Origin of the sequence: Parabacteroides sp. CAG:2, assembly GCF_000436315.1 — a bacterium.
In the GTDB taxonomy this organism is placed as follows: domain Bacteria; phylum Bacteroidota; class Bacteroidia; order Bacteroidales; family Tannerellaceae; genus Parabacteroides; species Parabacteroides distasonis.
The window spans coordinates 111,543-129,960 of the sequence record NZ_FR885284.1; the positions used below are offsets into that span (position 1 = coordinate 111,543).

The following is an 18,418-nucleotide window of genomic DNA, read 5'->3' on the forward strand; positions in this document are numbered from 1 at the left end:
CCCAATTCTACCGGATAAATTCTATCCTCTTAGCATATATCCTTTCTTCGGCAAGGATACGATGCCGGTAGACGGATCGTTATGAAGCGCTTTACGGAGATAGGTGACCTGCACATTCAAGGCCAGGGAGTTGGCGTATGAGCTAGTTCCCCAGACGGTTTCCAACAGAAGGTCACGATCCACCGCCAGATTCAGGTTTGTCGCCAGAATTCGCAGAAGATCCGCTTGGCGGGAAGTGATCAATACCTTGTTATTGCCCGTACGGATCTCGTTCGTGGTGTAGTTGAAGGTCGTGTTTCCGAAATGGAAGCTCTCCTCCTGCACGCTTTCATGGACACCGATCTCAAAACGGTCCTTGATACGGGCGATCAGCTCTTCCGGATAGAAGGGTTTCGCCAAGTAATCGTTTCCGCGCAAGCTAAAACCTTTCAAACGGTCGTTCTTATCGGAACGGTCGGAAAGGAAAAAGATCAAGACATGGCGGTCTTGCTCACGGATCTTTTCCGCTACCTCGAAACCGTTTAGGCCGGGCATGTTGATATCCAGCAAGACCAGGTCCGGTTTCACGACCGGGAATTGCTCCAAAGCCATGGTACCATTGCCGGTATAAGTCACCTCATACCCCTCCCGTTCCAAGAATCGCTTCAAGACGAGGGAATACTTAAGGTCATCGTCAGCGAAAAGTATTTTCAATGTCGATTTCATAAGGCTGTAGTCGGTAGATTTATAGTAATTCGAGTGCCTTCACCTAATTCACTTCGCAGGGATACTGAACCATGATGCGCCTCTACTATTTGGCGAACGTAGCTCAATCCCAACCCAATACCGGGAATTTGCTTATCAGGCAGATGAGACGAACGGTAAAACTTCTCGAATACCTTTCGCCGCTCATCCGGAGCGATACCGAAGCCATTATCCGAAACGGTCAATTCCACCCCTTGCTGATTCCAAAGCACTACGATATCGATATCCACTTCCTCTCCCGAATATTTGATCGCATTCTCTATCAAGTTAGACAAGACATTCGCCACATGTACCGGATCGGCCGTCAGATCCGGCATATCCGGGGGAAAGGCCGTCGAGAAAGAGACTTTTTTCCCGGCGGGGATATTGGTTAGGCGTACCACCTTCTCCACCAACTCACGGAGATTAAAAGCGGAAGGTCTCAGAAGCGTCTCCCGCTCGTCCGCACAGACCATATCTTTCAATTTTCCCAGATAGGCGGAAAGATTATCCAACTCGAACATGGAGTCTTGAAGGACCCGTTCCGTCGTGGCCTCATCCATCCGCATCTCCCGGTCATTCAAGAAAGAGACGAATACCTTCAAGGTTTGTACCGGTCGCCTCAGCTCATGGATCATCGTATGCACGAACCCCTCACGCAACTCGTTCAAGCGCATTTGTTCCCAGATCGTACGGATCTGGAAACCCAAACAAGCCAGCAATAACAAGATAAGGAAAATACTTAGGAAAAGCTGCCATCCCATCCGGCCCAATAACGGATTCATGGGAAGATCCACATCCACCCACACCGCCTTTCTCTCGATCGGGGCGAACACATAGCATATCGAGATAGAGGTTGAAAACAGGTTTTTCGATAATGGTAACCATAAGGCCGATGACTGTCCGGACAATGTATCGCTCGCTACGAACGGACGTACCCGATAATCCAGACCGGGCAGACCGGCAGACAAGATGGAGTCCAAACGCTCCGCGGAGAAAGGCACGAAGAACTCCACGACCGAACGATCTACCCCAACTAATAAGCTATCTTCCGGCATATTCGGGTCCAGATGAAGCCGAAAACTATGGATCTTTGTCGTATCCTTGGGATAAAGCTGGAAACCGAACGAGTTTTTCAACCTGTTTAACACGCTATCACCAGACTGGTATTTCGACTGGCGTTCTATAATATAAGTACCTTTCGTCATCTCCGCCTCTTCCTTCCGTATACGAAATTCCTCCTGCCCGGCATGAAATACCTCACCGGCGATCTCATCCGCATAAGTACACATCTCGTACCGGAACTGATTGAACAGCCAATAGCCTTGTACCCCGATCGCCGCCAAAGCCGCCGCCAACGAGATTACCCATATCCATCGAATCCTCTTTCCCATATCTTATTCCTTTCCGGCAAAGATAGATAGCTACTCCATGATTACAACGTACATGTAGCCATTTTTATAAGCGGAGTAATATTTCAGTAATAAAAATCTTCCTTACGGCGAACGTTCCTCTCTTACATTCGCGACAAATAACTTCTAAAACCAACAGATCATGAAACGAATCATAGCGACAATCGGCCTGCTTTGCGTAGGTCTGTCAGGGGCAGGACACGAGACGAACGCCCAAGTGACAATCAACATCTTCAACCTAAACGACGTACTAAGAGCCAAGTCCATCGACGAGACACGTTTCACGGTACAATACCAGACCACGTCCATGCCGGACACGCTCCAACCCGACAAGAAAGAGGAAGAGACCCTCATGCTGAAGGTCGGGGATAAATGCTCCGTTTACTATAGTTACGCCAAATTCCTCACCGATTCCGTACTAGAGGCCGACAAAGCCGCCGGAGCCTCACAAGAAGTCATCAATGAACACCTGCAACAATATTCCTCCAAGACCAATGCACAGGTCTACAAGAACTATCCGGCGGGAAAGACCACGACCTTGGATGCCCTTGCCGCCAGTCGCTTCCGCTGCGAGGAAAAGGAGGAGCGCCCGGAATGGACCTTACTGCCCGATACGATGACCATCCTGTCCTATCCTTGCCGGAAAGCGACCTGTCATTTCAAGGGCAGGCATTATGAGGCTTGGTACACGCCGGAGATACCGAAAAGCGAGGGTCCTTGGAAATTATGCGGATTACCGGGCCTGATCCTAAAAGCCCAAGACAGCCAAGGACATTACACTTTCATCTGCACGGGTATCGAACTGAGCCGGGGTAAGAACCCGATCCTTTTCGGGGGAAACGATTTCGAGCCGATCAGCCGCAAGAACCTGCAAAAGGCTTACGAACGATATGCCGCCGATCCTATCGGATACATCGCCTTGACCTCGCCACAGGTGAAAGTGACCGTCATCGACGATAACGGGAAACCTTACCAACCCAAGAACATGCCGTATAACCCTATAGAAAGGGAAGAAAGATGAAACGGATCATACTGCATATACACACTTTTTGTTTACTTACACTGCTCTGCCCGGCAGGATTGGCCGCCCAATCCGTCATCCGAGGGATCGTGATCGACAGGGAAAGCCAACTGCCGGTAGAAGCGGCCACCGTGCAATTAACCAGAGGCAACGTCTCCTTTCCTATCAACTATACGTTAAGTAATAATGAAGGGACCTTTACCCTCACCCAACCGAAGCGGACGGACTCACTTCTCGTCTCCGTCTCGCTCTTGGGGTACCAAACCCAGCAACAAGCCGTACATGCCGGACAAACGCTTCGTTTTGAGATGGAGCCGCAGGTATTCAGCCTAAAGGAGGTGGAAATCCGTCCGGGACGTGTCTGGGGGCGGCAAGATACGATCAATTATGATGTCACCCGCTTTCTCTCCCCAAAGGATCAATCCATCAAGGACGTATTACGGAAACTTCCAGGTATCGATATCGATGATCTGGGGAAGATCTCTTACAACGGGAAAGAGATCCGTAATTTCTATGTGGAGGGACTGGATCTCACCAACGGGAAATACAAGCAAATCAGCGAGAACCTGCGAGCCGACGCCGTGCAGAACGTACAAGTGATGGAGAACCACCAACCGATCCGTGTGTTACAGAGAAAGATCAAGACCGAAGACGTAGCATTGAACCTCAAGCTGAGACCGGAATTCCGGGATCGCTGGCTGATCAATGCCGAAGGCGGTCTCGGCGCATCCCCGTTCTTATGGAAAGGAGCCGCTGACGCCTTGCAGATCAGCCGCAGCAGCCAATCCGCTTATCTATATAAAGGGAATAATACCGGGCAGGATGTATCGGGCGAGCAAAATACGCTTACCGAATCACCCGAATCCCGTTTATCCAAGCCCAAGGTTCCCCAATTTCTGCTACAGCCATCATTCTCCGCCCCGCTAAAGAAAGAGCGCTGGCTGTTCAACCATATACACAGCCTATCCGCAAATCGCCTATATAAACTGAACGAGAACACCCAACTCCGTATAAACGCCGGTTATATCCACGACCTGCAAACACAAGAAAGGGGGAGTGAGACGACTTATTACCAATCCGAGGACACGATTCATCTAACGGAGCAAAGCGATAGCCGCATTCGCTCGGATCAAGCCAACCTAAATATCGGAGTGGAAAACAACTCGCAGGAAAGGTATCTCAAGAACCAGTTCTCAGCCACCGGAGATTGGCAATCCAGCCTTTCCCATATAACCGGAAACACAATTTCCACCGGCCGTACAACATTGGACCAACGCATCAAAACCCCGAACCTCGACTTGCGTAATAATTTACGGAGCCTGTGGAGCTTGGACAAATACACGTTGGAAGTCCAGTCTTTGCTCCGTTACCACAGCAACGCGGCCGATCTTCGCTTGGATAATTACCCTTATCCAATGAACTTACGCGACTTTTATACCGATAATTCCTTTTCATTCCTGAAAAAGAACGGTTCCCTCACCCAGCGATATACGGTGGGCATAAACGGGGAGATCAGCAATATCGAGAAAAGCCTGCAAACTTATCTCTCACCCGATTACCAATGGAATACCTATAAATGGACCCTATCCCTCAGCGCCCCTCTCAGATGGACCGGATATACAGGGGTCGGTTTCTCCCGCATCTCGGTTAATCCGTCCCTGTCCATTATCTACAAACTGAATTACGCATGGCGTTTCACGGTACACGCCTCCTATAAGGAAAGATACGGAGAGATGACCGACTTATACGACCGGCCTTATCAAACGGATTACCGGAATAGCGTCTGGAATTGCGGAATCCTCCCGGTTTACAGACAACAGCTTTATTCCGTTTATGGGGAGTACAAGAATACGGCACGGGAATTCTTCGCCACGGTAAACCTGACACACAACCGGGAGTGGTACAACCGTATATACGAGCAACGTATAGAGAACGGACAGATACAACGAGTCTCCTTACCACTGTCCAACCACGGTTCCGGATATACCGTCAAAAGCACGCTATCCAAAGGCTTTTACGATCTAGGGCTAAAGACCTCGCTCCTGGCGCTCCTCAATATCAGCAAGGCCGAGCAAATCAGCGGGGGACAAAGGCTTCCCTATCAATATCGTCTCATGCGCCTAGAACCCAAAGTGATCTGGACTCCCAACCGCCATTGGGAGACCAGTTACCAAACCGATATCCGGTACGGAGGAAGTAAAATAGGAGAACGTACCCGTTTGGCGCCCTTATGGAACGTCACCCAACAAGTACAACTCTCCTACATTTTCTCACCCATAGAGGCAAGCCTTTCCGTAGATCATTATCACAATGACGTGAATGAAGACCAATCCGTCAACGCCGTTTTCGCGGACTTCTCGGTCTTATGGAAATCCCGGCGTTTGCAAATCACCGCCACGGCGACAAACCTGTTCGACAAACGTACCTACGGATACACGCGATACGCATCGTTGGAAAGCTATACCTCATGGGTACGTATCCGTCCCCGGGAGTTTCTGGTAGCGATCCGCTACCAGCTATAAACGATCCAGACGAGTCCGGGTTATAGGCGTATCTTCCGCTCCACCGTACCCTCTGCCGTATCTATCCGTATGAAATAAACGCCGGGCTGGACATTTCCCAAGGAAACAGCGTAATCCACCGACGCAGGTAAACCGACCTTCTTTTCATACAGATGACGACCCGAAGCGTCATACACATGGATACTGAACGAACTAGGGACCTCCGCCCAACGGACATGGAAACTTCCTTTCGTACCGCTAGCATATACGGACACGGCCTCTTGCGGAGCCTCCTCGAATACGTTCTCCGTAGAGGTAGGGATTCCCAATATATCCAGCAAACCTTTATACACGTCTATCTTTCCCCATCCCCATTGCATGTTCGGATAAGAGAGGGGCTTATCCTGAACAGACGTACGGGAAAAAACATCCTTGATATCATCCGGGGATAAAGTAGGGTTCGCCTGTAGCCAAAGAGCGATACTGCCTGTCACGAAAGGACAAGCCATTGATGTACCACTCATATAGCCCCACGGATATCTATGTCCATTAAATGTGGAATAACGAGCCTGATATACCTTGTCTCCTTCACCGGTCTCACCCTCCAGATAGAATGAGTTATAAGAGGACGCCACCCAAAGTCCGGGTGCTGTTATATCTGGTTTCATGCGATTATCAACCGTAGGGCCTACGCTTGAAAATGATGTTAACTCACCCAAACTATTACCTGGCCAATAAGAGGTACCCCCATCTACATTTACCGGGCATATACGAGTGGCATAAGCCCCGACAGCTATCACGTTTTTGGCCGATGCCGGAGAGCCGATAGTAAAATCTCCCGTTCCGATCGTATAAGGATCTCCCTTTCCCAAATCCGTAAACAAACTCTCGCCATTGTTGCCCCAAGCCCGGACCGGCGTGTTATTTGTCGCCACATGAAGTAAGAATATCTTTTCATTTTTGGTGCCTTCCGGATAATTGAACTGAATAAAAAGACGGTATCTCCCATTAAACACATATAATTCAGATTCCATCTGCGCCTCATACACCAACGTACCATCACGCTCTCACTAGTAAAAACAGAAGACTTAGGCATTGTATCCAAGGCAAAGAATCCGGTCGTACTTAATATCTCATCGCTTTCACTATCATACAGATCCAGACAAACAGAAAAAGGTTCCCCGGGCTCGTCCGCCCAGATATCCACCATGCCATAAGAAAGACCCGTATTAAACCTGCTAACAAAAGTACGCAAGGTATCTCTAGGCGACATCAGTTCGGTATAGACGGGCAGGTCCCTAGAATTTCCCATAGCCACCGTGATAATTTTACCCGGCCCGACCATTCGGTCCAACATTATATCCATAAAATTAGTACCATCGTGTCCTCCAATACCATCCCCTAAACTAAGATTCACCACGCAAGGTCTACCCTGTTTCTCGCTCTCTCTGAATATATAGTCCACTCCGTCTACGATATCAGAATTCTGCATGGAAGTAGCCACCAAGATCATCTCACTTTCATTTGCCACACCTTGATAGGGCGTATCAAACCCTCCTCCGGCAGCTATGCCCGCAACATGGGTACCATGCGTCTCCACATACGAATCAAACGAGCAAGCCGCATCCAGCAGTTCCTCTTCCGTCCTGTATTCCGCTTTACTATAAGGACTCGTTTGATCCCAAACTTGTTTGATACGATACGCTTTACCCTCCTTGTCATAGAAGTTCGGGTGAGTAAAATCAAATCCAGAGTCAACTATACCCACGATAACCCCCTTACCCGTATAAGGCTGGGGAAGCTTAGTCCCCGCATAGGCGTCCGCCACGTCCGAGTAGTAACGGGCCGAGTCCATACTGGCCCTCATAGGTTGTGAAGCGGATACATATTGGATACAACCCAGCTCAGACACCGACTCCACGGCAGACAGGGGGATCAACACCGTAGCGATATCTCCCGTCCTTGTCCGAATACGGCACCCGGCCGAATCCAAGGAAGCCCATCCCTCATCCGTCGCCACCTTCACGAAAGCCGAGAGATAATCTCCCGAGATAGAACTCCTCAACAACGAGTTCGCCGTATCTTTCTTCGCTAATTTGTCTAAAAGGATACGTGTATAGGGAGACATCTTGGAATGCGTAGGTTCTTGGGCGAACATCCCTCCTACCACAAAAATCGCTAGAAGCAGCGATAACAAAATAGATTTTTTCTTCATATTAACCATCTTTTCCATTATATTTCAATTAAGACGTAAAGCTCATCTCATCACGCCAGCCACGACATTTTAAATGCGCCATTTTATCTGTCTTATTATGATACAAAGTAAGGCTTTTAAATGCGGACTTTCATTAAGAGACCCAGCTACCTTACGACATTTAGTCCAATACAGTATGACATATAATCCGGATTCGAGGCAAACTAGGCCCTTTTCATATCTAATCGTTGCCAAAAATACTTATAAATCAAAGAAAAATTTATATTTTTGTTCATTAAAAAGTAAATGAATGAAACTAACATATATAACTTTATTCTTTTTTTCTATCGTACTCTTGAGAGCGGCAAACCCTTCCGCAGATAACCGCCCCCAAGAAAAATTATCTTACCAATCCATATTCAATCAGATCATCGCAACCCCCGAAAAGGCGATAACCCTTGCCGATAGTGCCGAGAACCTACGGATCATACCGGAATACAAAGCCCATATCATCCGGTCACGGGCATATGCCCGGTTGAAAAACGAGAAGAAAGCGCTGGAATACGCTCTAGCCGCATTCCACACCGATTCCGTACAAAACGACTCCACGGCCTACATGAATGTTTGCCAAATACTAAGTAATTGCTATATCGAGCTATCCCGCCAGAACGAAGCCATAGAATACGCCACGAAAGCGATACGGATCGCACGCTCCCAATGCGATAAGAGCGTCGAGGCTACCTCTATGATCTCCATCTCACGGGCACAAAACGAGCTGGCACAAAAAGACAAGGCTATCGAGACACTTGACCAAGCGATTGAACTGCTACAAGGCACCACCGATCCGGAAGATAAGTGTACGTTGATCTCACTTTATATGGAGAAGCTACGAAACATCATGATCCAGGAGAAAAATGAAGAAGCAATAAATACCGGAAAGGAAGTAGAGGCACTTCTGGAAAAGATGGAACAAACAGGCGATATGCAAGAGACAAGGGTGGATATGCACCTAGGTTATTTATATAGCTTCCTTTGCGAAGCGTATCAACTGATCGGAGAGGAACAAGCAGCGGCCAGTTACTACCAAAAGTTCCTCACCACCAAATTCGCCCAAAAGCCGCAGGGAAGAACGAGAGCGGACCCTTACCTGCTATTAATAAATGATTATAAGCAAGTGATCCATAACACCTTGGAACGGGAGAGACTGACTCCGGCGCAAGATACCATCAATAAAGATTATACGGTGATGCTAGCGAAGCTAAAGAATACCTATTCCTTAATGGGCGACTATAAAACAGCTCTCCAATACAGTGATCGCCTCTCCAACATACGAAAGGAACTGTATGCCCGCGACAAGGAAAACGCGGCCATGGAACTTGCCATCGCCTATGAGACGAACGAAAAGGAAACCAAGATCATCAAGCAGGAAATGGAGCTGAAGCAGCGCAACACATTTCTCGGAGCCTCTCTAGGCATCATAATCCTCCTTATTCTCTTGCTTTGGATCTCGTACCGGAACAGCAAGGTCATCAAGCGAAAGAACAAGATCACAGTGAACCAAGTAAACCAACTCCTAGCCTACAAGAATGAGCTATTGGCGATCAAGGAACGTGACAAAGAGGCAGAACTATCGCACCAACAAGAACTTCCCAAATCAGATAGCAAGACACAAACTGACCCAGATCAACCAATCGACCAAGATTCTTTCATCCTGTTGGAAGAAATAATGCATAAGGAGAAACTCTATCTAAAATCAGATCTTACCCGTGAGGACGTACTAAAACGGCTCCGCATGGACAAAAACCGTTTTGCCCGGATGATACAGAGCAATACGGGAGACTATTACACAAACTATATCAGCAACCTCCGCATGGAACACTCCATACAGCTAATGAAACAATATCCTTATTACAACCTAGAAGCCATCGCCCTCGATTCCGGATTGGGAAACGTACGTGCCTTACACCGCCTCTTCAAGAATAAGATCGGGATGACGCCTACCGAGTATAAAAAAGCCTTACATGTGAATTAAATTAACTATTTGCGGCAATCGGTCCCAATCCCGTACAAAAAACTTACTTTAAGCCCTTTTATTCAATAAATTCATCTAATTTCGCGTCATTTATAAACGACACGTCTCTATGAATAATGATAAGATCGTCACACCCAGCTTTTGCTATATACTAGCGGCGAATTTCCTGCTTTTTTTCGCTTTCTATCTAATCCTGCCGATCTTGCCTTTTTATCTGAAGGAAGAATTCATGATCGGGAAGTCTATGATCGGGGTTATCTTGTCGTGCTATACGCTAGCGGCGCTCTGTATCCGTCCGTTCGCCGGATATTTACTGGATACTTTCGCCCGCCGTCCCTTATATCTGGTGGCTTATTTCATTTTCACCGCCATATTTGGCGGATACATGGTAGCCACGGCGCTTACCCTCTTTATCGCCTTACGCGTCGTACACGGTTTCGCCTTCGGCATGGTGACGGTGGCCGGAAATACGATACTGATCGACATCTTGCCCTCCTCCCGCCGTGGGGAAGGTATTGGCTATTACGGCCTAGCCAATAACATCGCCATGAGTTTCGGGCCGATGATCGGTCTGTTCATGCAAGGGAACTTCACATACGACGTGATCTTTTCCTGCTCGTTGCTATCCGGAAGCCTTGGTTTTATCATGGCCTATATGGTCAAGACTCCTTATAAGCAACCGGTCAAACGAGAACCGATCTCCCTAGACCGCTTTTTCTTGGTGAAGGGAACTTGGGCGGGTATCTCCCTATTATTGCTCTCCATTCCTTATGGTATGACTACCACTTATGTAGCGATGTACGCCGCTGAGATCGGGATCAGCGTAAACTCCGGACTTTATTTCACCTTTATGGCCGTGGGACTCGCTGTCTCCCGCCTGTTCTCCGGACGGCAAGTGGATAAAGGACGGATCACGCTTGTTATCTCCCTCGGGATGTATTTGGCGGCGGCCACATTCTTTCTTCTTGCGGCGCTCAAGGAGTTGATGCATTGGAATCCGGTATTTTCCTCTTATCTCTACATAGGTATAGCCCTCTCGCAAGGCGTGGCGTTCGGAACCATGTTCCCTGCTTTCAACACGCTTTTCGTGAATCTGGCACCCAATAACCAGCGGGGTACGGCCACGTCTACATATCTAACTAGTTGGGATGTAGGTATCGGTATCGGGTTGATGGCCGGGGGCAGTATCGCACAAGAGCTGGGTGGCTTCAACTACGCCTACCTGTCCGGCGCTTGCCTTACGGTATTGTCTACGTTTTTCTTTTTGTTCAAGGCAGGGCCGCATTTCAATCGGCACAAGCTGAGATAAGTACTGCACGGCTCTTCCATTAATCTATCCGTTCTTAGTTAAGCCGAGAAGCTTTAATTCCATACAATAAGCCTACTCATGAACTGCGCACGTAAGAAGCTAAGAATCAGCGTCAAAAAAACACGAGAATCTTTCCGTCAAAACACGTACATGTTTTTTCAAAAAGTCGTACGTGTTTTGGATGAAACTCGTACGTGTTTTCCCGAATCTTTCGGCTGAGAACAAAAGCGCATATAGAAATTGACAAGAAGCCATCATCACTTGTATATCCCCTGTTTTTTACTTAATATCGCGTAACGATAATCAAGCTGATAAGATGAAAATAATAGCAGATAACACGGTTCCTTACCTAAAAGGGATCTTGGAGCCAATAGCGGACGTATCCTACCTTGACTCCAAAGAGTTTACACCCACTAACATAAAAGACGCGGATGCCTTGATCGTACGTAGCATAGATAAATGTACACGCGAGCTATTGGAAGGTAGCCGGGTTCGCCTCATCACGACAGCCACGATCGGGTACGACCATATCGATATCCATTATTGCGAGAAGGCAGGGATCACGTGGAAGAACGCCCCGGGTTGCAACGCCGCTTCCGTGGGGCAATATGTATTATCCTCTTTGGTAGCCATCGCCCTCCGCAAAGGAGAGAGACTAGCAGGGAAGACTATCGGTATCGTTGGCGTAGGCCATGTAGGGAGTATCGTGGAGAGGCTATGCGAGGCCATGGGGATGCGTGTGCTTCGCAATGACCCGCCCCGTGCCGAGCAGGAAGGTGAGGATGGATTCGTATCCTTAGACACGATCGCGAAAGAGGCGGATATCATAACCTTGCATGTGCCGTTGACCAAAGAGGGACGTTTCGCCACCCGCCATCTCGCCGATCATGCTTTTTTCGACAGATTGGAACGAAAACCATGGTTTATCAACAGTTGCCGGGGTGCCGTACATGATACGCAGGCCTTATTGCAGGCCAAACGAACCGGCAAGGTCAGCGAACTGATCATCGATTGCTGGGAGAACGAACCGGATATCGACCGGGAATTACTGTCGGAAGCCACGATCGCCACTCCTCATATAGCCGGTTTCTCCGCCGACGGGAAGGCGAACGGGACACGAATGTGCCTAGAGAATATAGGATGCTTTTTCGGTATCCGTATCGAAAAGATCAAGGAAGTCATTCCACCTGCCCCAACCAACCCGTTCATCGACTTGGGACAATTCAAGGAGCACCGGGTGGAAGAAGCCATCTTGAGAAGTTTCAACCCAGAAGTAATCGACCAAGCACTAAGAGCGAATCCTCATCATTTCGAGCGATTTAGGGCAGCGTATGACCATCCCCGTGAGTTCCATGCTTACCAAGCGATCAAAGCTGACCCGGAAGAATTCGCCGTACTCCAGAAACTAGGTTTTCAAGTAGGCTAATGACAAAAAAGCCTTACAATAAACTTTCGATCACATGAGGATAATGCGCATACTCCAGGGCATGCACTTTCGAGGCTACCTCCTCCGGCGTATCCGAAGGTAATACCGGACAAGAAGCCTGGAAGATGATAGCGCCCTCATCATAATGCTCATTAATATAATGTATAGTAATACCCGACTCCCGCTCACCAGCCTTCACGACCGCCTCATGCACATGCATGCCATACATCCCCTTGCCGCCATATTTAGGGAGTAACGCGGGATGGATGTTCACGATCTTACCGGGAAAAGCCTGAAGAATCACGTCTGAGATCTTATTCATAAAACCGGCCAACACGATAAGGCAGACATCATATTCCGCCAACTTTTCCAAGATCGGCACACCGGCAATAAATTCCTCCCGTGAAAACACGAAAGAAGGTACGCCCAACTTATTTACCCGCCCATGCACGCCAACATTACGATTATTTGATAAAACAACCGCAACATTAACGTTTTCACTGTTAGCAAAATATCGGGCGATGTTCTCGGCATTCGTACCAGATCCGGAAGCAAAAATCGCTATGTTTTTCATATTTTTAGATGTTTAAATGCACAAGAAAAGAAAAAATGTGCAGTTTTCCGCATTTTTAGCTTATTAAATTTGCTTTGTAACATAAAAAATTCTTTTCTTTGCACTGCAAATTTAAAAAGTATATTCGTATTTATTAATCTAAATTGAAAAAGTTATGTCTGAAGTTGCTGAAAGAGTAAAAGCTATCATCGTTGACAAGTTAAGTGTTGAAGAAACAGAAGTTACAAACGAAGCAAGCTTTACTAACGATTTAGGAGCAGACTCTCTTGACACTGTAGAATTGATTATGGAGTTCGAAAAAGAATTCGGTATCTCAATTCCTGACGATCAAGCAGAAAAGATTACAACTGTAGGTGACGCTATCGCTTACATCGAGGCTAACGCGAAGTAATCAATCCTTTTAACTAAAGGTATGGAATTAAAAAGAGTTGTAGTAACAGGTCTTGGAGCTATTACTCCTCTTGGTAATACCCTCCCCGAAACATGGGAAGGTATTATCAATGGAAAAAGTGGCGCTGGACCTATTACTCAGTTTGATGCATCCAAATTCAAGACACAATTTGCATGCGAAGTTAAAGGCTTCGATCCGTTGAAAGTTATGGATCGTAAGGAGGCCCGCAAGTGTGATCGTTATAGCTTATTTGCGATCGATGCGGCGAAACAAGCGATCGAGGACGCGGCAATGGACTTGGATAACGAAGATAAGAACCGTATCGGCGTTATTTTCGCTTCAGGTATCGGTGGTATCAAGACATTTGACGAGGAAGTATTGAGTTATGCGAAGATCAAGGATACGATCGGTCCGAAGTTTAACCCGTTCTTCATCCCGAAAATGATCTCGGATATCGCGGCTGGACATATTTCCATGCTTTATGGATTCCACGGCCCGAACTTTGCGACCGTCTCAGCTTGTGCATCTTCTACAAACGCTATCAGTGACGCATTCAATTATATCCGTTTAGGCAAGGCTAACGTCATCATCACCGGTGGAGCGGAAGCTGCTGTTTCTGAATCGGGTGTAGGTGGATTCAACTCCATGAACGCATTATCGACACGTAATGATTCTCCCGAGACCGCATCTCGCCCGTTCAGCGCTAGCCGTGACGGATTCGTGATGGGTGAAGGTGGAGCTTGCTTGGTATTGGAAGAAATGGAGCACGCATTGGCTCGTGGCGCTAAAATATATTGCGAGATCGCTGGAACCGGAATGTCTGCCGATGCTTATCACTTGACCGCTTCTCATCCGGATGGTTTAGGAGCGAAGCTGGTTATGCGCAACGCATTGGAAGATGCGGGAATGACTCCGGAAGATATTGATTACATCAATGTTCATGGAACATCGACTCCCGTAGGCGATATCTCAGAGGTTAAGGCGATCAAAGATGTGTTCGGAGAACATGCTTATCAACTGAATATCAGTTCTACAAAGTCAATGACCGGTCACTTGCTTGGTGCTGCCGGAGCGGTAGAGGCGATCCTGTGTATTATGGCTATAAACGATGGTATTATCCCGCCGACCATTAACCATGCGGAAGGCGACGATGATCCTGAAATAGATTATAAACTGAATTTCACATTCAATAAGGCTCAAAAGAGAGAAGTGAAAGCCGCTTTATCGAATACGTTTGGTTTCGGTGGACACAACGCTTGCGCCATTGTTAAAAAATTCGTGAAATAACGTGTTTAGAAAGCTATACAAACAGCTACATAAAAGAATAAGGCTCCTGCATAATAAAGGTAGGGAGCCTTATTTGTCTTTATCAAAGATTCTAGGTTTTTATCCGGATAATCTCCAGATTTACGAGCAGGCCTTGTTGCATAAATCATCATCAGTAGAGACGGGTGATGGTAAATGGCTTAACAATGAGCGTCTTGAATTTTTAGGAGATGGCATTTTGGATGCGGCGGTCGCCGATATTGTCTATAAGCGCTACCCGAATAAGCGGGAAGGCTTTTTGACAAACACACGCTCCAAGATCGTACAACGGGAAACGATGAATAAGGTCGCCGTACAACTCGGCCTCGATCAAATGGTAGTCTATTCAACCAAGATAAACTCTCATAACAATCATATGTATGGTAATGCGCTCGAGGCTTTGATCGGCGCTATTTATCTGGATCAAGGTTATGACGTTTGTTATAAGTTTATCCGTGACGTGATGATAGAAAAGTATATCGATGTAGATACACTCGTCCGGAAAGAGATAAATTTCAAGTCAAACTTGATTGAATGGAGCCAAAAGAACAAAATATCGATCTCGTTCGATCTAATAGAGTCTTTTACGGATCATGATGGAAATCCTGTATTCCAAAGCGCGATTAAATTGCTCGGCGAGCAAATTGGCATAGGTATCGGTTACTCCAAAAAAGAATCCCAGCAAGCGGCTTCTAAAATGGCGGTCAAAAGATTGCGGACAGACAAAGAACTCCAGCAACGTATCTCTGCCACAAAGAAAAAGAAGACTGGTGAACTAACCGATGAAAAAGAGTTTTCTGACCTCCCAGAGGAAGAAACTGTATGATAAATAGCAGAACTTGGGTATATCGTTTGATATACCCAAGTTCTTAGTTATATAAGAATAAGCTCATATAAAGTTGTATGTATGAAAAAACAGTACAGTAAATTTCTCCGAATATTAATAACCAGCATATTATATATCGGCTATTTCTCGATTTCAAGTTCGTTGGCGCAGATCAGCGAAGGAGGACTCCCCCCCAGCTTTCAATTCGCAGGTTCACTTCGAAGTGAAAAGCTAGCAGAACAAGTTCCAGTGAATTTCAGTGTGGAAGACCTCAAGGCGGTCGATGCGTGGAGGGTCAGCCAAGGCGCTCCGTTGCGTGTAGCCAAGTCGATTCCAACCAGCTTCGACATCGCCAATAGCGGCGATTGGATTTCACTACCTGACGGTAGCCAAGTATGGCAACTTCACCTTCAAGCGAAAGGAGCGATCGCCTTGATCCTGTATTACTCCGATTTTTATATACCCAAAGGTGCCCGGTTATACCTGTATAACGCAGCGAAAACCCAAGTATTGGGTGCCTATACGCATCGTACGCATCCTAAAAACGGACCGTTCGCAACCCAAGCCGTAGCAGGCGATGAAGTGATCCTCGAATATGTACCTGCACCATCCGGCGAGACACCTCGACTACGCATCCGGGAGGTCGGTTACGGGTATAATCATCTTGAAGCGATCATGCCAGAAGTACAGGAAGCGCCGGGAGCCGACTTTTCAGGAGCTTGCGAAGTGAATATCAATTGCGAGGAGGGAGCCGATTGGCAGGAGCAAAAGAAGGGGGTGATACAAATGATTCAATACATCCGTAATAAAGAGGGAGAAGGAGGAAGCTATATTTGTACGGCTTCTCTGGTAAATAATACGGCCCATGACAAAAAGCCTTATGTATTATCCGCCTTCCATTGTTCGCAAGATATACTGGGCGAACAGACGGTTACTCCCGAGGAATTAGCGGTCTGGTTGTTTTATTTCCACCAAGAACATGTGGGCTGCGATAATGAGTCACCCATTTATCCGATAAAAACCATGGTAGGATGTACACGGAAAGCCTCTACCCCTGTCGAAAACGGTTCCGACGGACTGTTGCTGTTGCTTAACGACGAGATCCCCGACGATTATAATGTATTCTTTAACGGATGGGATCGTTCAAATATGCTTTCACTCTCGGGCGTAGGCATCCATCATCCTTCCGGCGATTATATGAAAATCTCCACCTATGGAAATTATCCGACAGAATCGATTACATGGCGTAATAGTGATGTTGGGAAAACCGGGGCCACGAACGCTCATTGGAACGCGACTTTCGATGCCACGCTAAACGGACACGGGGTGACCGAGGGAGGTTCTTCCGGCTCGCCTTTATTTAATAGCAAAGGCTTGATTATAGGTACGCTGAGCGGTGGAAGCTCCAGTTGCGAACTGCCCGAAGGATTGAATTTATACGGTAAATTGTATTATCACTGGAATAAATACAGTGATAATGATACAGCCCGGATGGATGTCTGGCTAGATCCACTCGGAACGGGCGTCACCTCGTTGCAGGGAATGACGCAGGATGGGAAAACGATCGGAAACGAGTATGAAGGTCCGACTGATTTGAAATACAAACAGATCTCCACGGGTGAGATTCAACTGACATGGAATGCCCCAGTCCTCGAAAAAATAGCTGGTTGGGGATCACAAGATCGTTATCAACAGTTCGGTCTCGGAGGAGATCCATTCTATTTCGCTCAGAAATGGGATACGAAAGATCTACAACCGGTACATAAAAAAACGATCCGGAAGGTTAATTTCTATCCACAGGAAGGGGTCACTTATGGAGTCTATATCAAACAGGGAAACCGGGAGTATGAAGAGAGTTTCACTCAACTGAAATCAGGTAAAATAAATTCGGTCACACTTAAAACACCATTCGTAATCGACGCGAAGCAGGATTTACTGGTAGCCATTCATGTGATAAGCTATGCCAATAACACATATCCGGCATGCTCCGATGAAGGCCCCGCAGTCGACGGAAAAGGGAATTTATATTCTTTGGACGGAAAAAAATGGGAAACATTCTCAGATGATGAGCTAGATGCCAATGTTGTGTTATCGATCGTAATAAGCGCGGAAGAAGGTGAGCTCCCCTCAAGTTCCGTATTCTCCACGAGCACTTTCTCGGAGAAGCCGCAACCCATGAGAACGGGCCGATTATCATTCCGGAAACTGGCTATCGCCTCTGATGCGCAAGAAGCAGAGTTGATCACGGCTTTTCCGGAGCTGACCGGTTATAAGGTATATCAAGATACCCGAGAACTGACGACATTACCTGTTTCTCAACGGAATTATACGGTGAAAAATCTGACAACAAGTACCCCTCTGCTCCAAGTAACGGCACTTTATGGTACCGACGAGAGCGCTCCGGCTACGGTAATTCCGGAAACGAGCGTAGGTAACGAACTGAAGCCAACAGGCGAAGAAGTAGACATTCAACCACGTATCTTCTCGAATGAAGTACAGATCCAGAATTATCAACAACTGAAATCGCTTGAGATCTACAGGGCCGATGGAAAGTTGATACGTAGCATCCCGCAACCGGGAAGCAGTCTCAGCACGGGTGATTTTGCCACTGGAATGTATATCTTCCGCTTGACTACCGAAAAGGGGAGCCAAACCGTTCAAGGTATTAAAAAATAAACGGCCGCCACTAGTATAAAGTAAAAAA

General features: G+C 47.1%; 14 protein-coding genes. 9 read left to right on the plus strand and 5 right to left on the minus strand.

Annotated features, from left to right (window positions below):
• Positions 1-21 precede the first annotated feature (21 nt).
• Both QVP94_RS07655 and QVP94_RS07660 read right to left on the minus strand, forming a co-directional pair.
• Positions 22-705, minus strand: coding sequence for a response regulator transcription factor (locus tag QVP94_RS07655; RefSeq protein ID WP_005860708.1), 684 nt, complete (start codon positions 703-705; stop codon positions 22-24).
• The gene (locus QVP94_RS07660) at positions 702-2,117 is read right to left on the minus strand and encodes a sensor histidine kinase (RefSeq protein WP_022192302.1); all 1,416 of its coding nucleotides are present in this window, start codon (positions 2,115-2,117) and stop codon (positions 702-704) included. Before QVP94_RS07660 ends, QVP94_RS07655 begins: the two co-directional genes overlap by 4 nt.
• A 160-nt stretch (positions 2,118-2,277) precedes the next feature.
• Between QVP94_RS07660 and QVP94_RS07665 the strand changes: the two genes are divergently transcribed.
• Both QVP94_RS07665 and QVP94_RS07670 read left to right on the plus strand, forming a co-directional pair.
• Entirely contained in the window at positions 2,278-3,156 is an 879-nt protein-coding gene (locus tag QVP94_RS07665; protein WP_022192303.1) for a GLPGLI family protein, read from the plus strand.
• Complete coding sequence (locus tag QVP94_RS07670) at positions 3,153-5,678, plus strand: carboxypeptidase-like regulatory domain-containing protein (protein WP_022192304.1); 2,526 nt, start codon at positions 3,153-3,155, stop codon at positions 5,676-5,678. The genes QVP94_RS07665 and QVP94_RS07670 overlap by 4 nt, the downstream gene beginning before the upstream one ends.
• Positions 5,679-5,698: 20 nt before the next feature.
• Here the strand turns inward: QVP94_RS07670 and QVP94_RS07675 are convergent, their stop codons facing one another.
• Positions 5,699-6,541: a S8 family peptidase gene (locus tag QVP94_RS07675; RefSeq protein ID WP_288213207.1), complete on the minus strand. Its 843-nt coding sequence runs from the start codon at positions 6,539-6,541 to the stop codon at positions 5,699-5,701.
• A complete protein-coding gene (locus QVP94_RS07680; RefSeq protein WP_022192306.1) occupies positions 6,454-7,872 on the minus strand; it encodes a S8 family serine peptidase in 1,419 nt (472 codons plus the stop codon). The genes QVP94_RS07675 and QVP94_RS07680 overlap by 88 nt, the downstream gene beginning before the upstream one ends.
• A gap of 289 nt (positions 7,873-8,161) precedes the next feature.
• Here QVP94_RS07680 and QVP94_RS07685 point away from each other — a divergent pair, with 289 nt between their 5' ends.
• The 3 genes from QVP94_RS07685 (at position 8,162) to pdxB (ending at position 12,618) form a co-directional block, all read left to right on the plus strand.
• Positions 8,162-9,883, plus strand: a complete 1,722-nt coding sequence (locus QVP94_RS07685) for a helix-turn-helix domain-containing protein (RefSeq protein ID WP_022192307.1) — start codon at positions 8,162-8,164, stop codon at positions 9,881-9,883.
• A 109-nt stretch (positions 9,884-9,992) separates the two neighbouring features.
• The gene (locus QVP94_RS07690; RefSeq protein ID WP_022192308.1) at positions 9,993-11,192 is read left to right on the plus strand and encodes an MFS transporter; all 1,200 of its coding nucleotides are present in this window, start codon (positions 9,993-9,995) and stop codon (positions 11,190-11,192) included.
• A gap of 316 nt (positions 11,193-11,508) precedes the next feature.
• Positions 11,509-12,618 (plus strand): 4-phosphoerythronate dehydrogenase PdxB, encoded by a 1,110-nt coding sequence (gene pdxB, locus QVP94_RS07695; protein ID WP_008774318.1) that lies wholly within the window; start codon positions 11,509-11,511, stop codon positions 12,616-12,618.
• A 13-nt stretch (positions 12,619-12,631) separates the two neighbouring features.
• Here the strand turns inward: pdxB and purN are convergent, their stop codons facing one another.
• Positions 12,632-13,192, minus strand: coding sequence for a phosphoribosylglycinamide formyltransferase (gene purN, locus QVP94_RS07700; RefSeq protein ID WP_005860699.1), 561 nt, complete (start codon positions 13,190-13,192; stop codon positions 12,632-12,634).
• 154 nt (positions 13,193-13,346) lie between these two features.
• Here purN and QVP94_RS07705 point away from each other — a divergent pair, with 154 nt between their 5' ends.
• The 4 genes from QVP94_RS07705 (at position 13,347) to QVP94_RS07720 (ending at position 18,390) form a co-directional block, all read left to right on the plus strand.
• On the plus strand, positions 13,347-13,583 hold the full coding sequence (locus QVP94_RS07705; RefSeq protein ID WP_005639879.1) for an acyl carrier protein: 237 nt from the start codon (positions 13,347-13,349) through the stop codon (positions 13,581-13,583).
• Positions 13,584-13,604: 21 nt separating this feature from the next.
• Entirely contained in the window at positions 13,605-14,870 is a 1,266-nt protein-coding gene (gene fabF, locus QVP94_RS07710; RefSeq protein WP_005860697.1) for a beta-ketoacyl-ACP synthase II, read from the plus strand.
• Between the two features lies 1 nt (position 14,871).
• Positions 14,872-15,714 (plus strand): ribonuclease III, encoded by an 843-nt coding sequence (gene rnc / locus QVP94_RS07715; RefSeq protein ID WP_005860695.1) that lies wholly within the window; start codon positions 14,872-14,874, stop codon positions 15,712-15,714.
• An 81-nt stretch (positions 15,715-15,795) separates the two neighbouring features.
• Complete coding sequence (locus QVP94_RS07720) at positions 15,796-18,390, plus strand: T9SS type A sorting domain-containing protein (RefSeq protein ID WP_022192310.1); 2,595 nt, start codon at positions 15,796-15,798, stop codon at positions 18,388-18,390.
• Positions 18,391-18,418: the final 28 nt, after the last annotated feature.

Excerpts from the sequence above, each read along its gene's own strand:
- QVP94_RS07665 (WP_022192303.1), top strand. The coding sequence starts at position 2,278 with ATGAAACGAATCATAGCGACAATCGGCCTGCTTTGCGTAGGTCTGTCA.
- QVP94_RS07660 (WP_022192302.1), bottom strand. The coding sequence starts at position 2,117 with ATGGGAAAGAGGATTCGATGGATATGGGTAATCTCGTTGGCGGCGGCT.
- pdxB (WP_008774318.1), top strand. The coding sequence starts at position 11,509 with ATGAAAATAATAGCAGATAACACGGTTCCTTACCTAAAAGGGATCTTG.
- QVP94_RS07655 (WP_005860708.1), bottom strand. The coding sequence starts at position 705 with ATGAAATCGACATTGAAAATACTTTTCGCTGACGATGACCTTAAGTAT.
- QVP94_RS07670 (WP_022192304.1), top strand. The coding sequence starts at position 3,153 with ATGAAACGGATCATACTGCATATACACACTTTTTGTTTACTTACACTG.
- fabF (WP_005860697.1), top strand. The coding sequence starts at position 13,605 with ATGGAATTAAAAAGAGTTGTAGTAACAGGTCTTGGAGCTATTACTCCT.
- QVP94_RS07720 (WP_022192310.1), top strand. The coding sequence starts at position 15,796 with ATGAAAAAACAGTACAGTAAATTTCTCCGAATATTAATAACCAGCATA.
- QVP94_RS07685 (WP_022192307.1), top strand. The coding sequence starts at position 8,162 with ATGAAACTAACATATATAACTTTATTCTTTTTTTCTATCGTACTCTTG.
- QVP94_RS07690 (WP_022192308.1), top strand. The coding sequence starts at position 9,993 with ATGAATAATGATAAGATCGTCACACCCAGCTTTTGCTATATACTAGCG.
- QVP94_RS07680 (WP_022192306.1), bottom strand. The coding sequence starts at position 7,872 with ATGAAGAAAAAATCTATTTTGTTATCGCTGCTTCTAGCGATTTTTGTG.
- purN (WP_005860699.1), bottom strand. The coding sequence starts at position 13,192 with ATGAAAAACATAGCGATTTTTGCTTCCGGATCTGGTACGAATGCCGAG.
- QVP94_RS07705 (WP_005639879.1), top strand. The coding sequence starts at position 13,347 with ATGTCTGAAGTTGCTGAAAGAGTAAAAGCTATCATCGTTGACAAGTTA.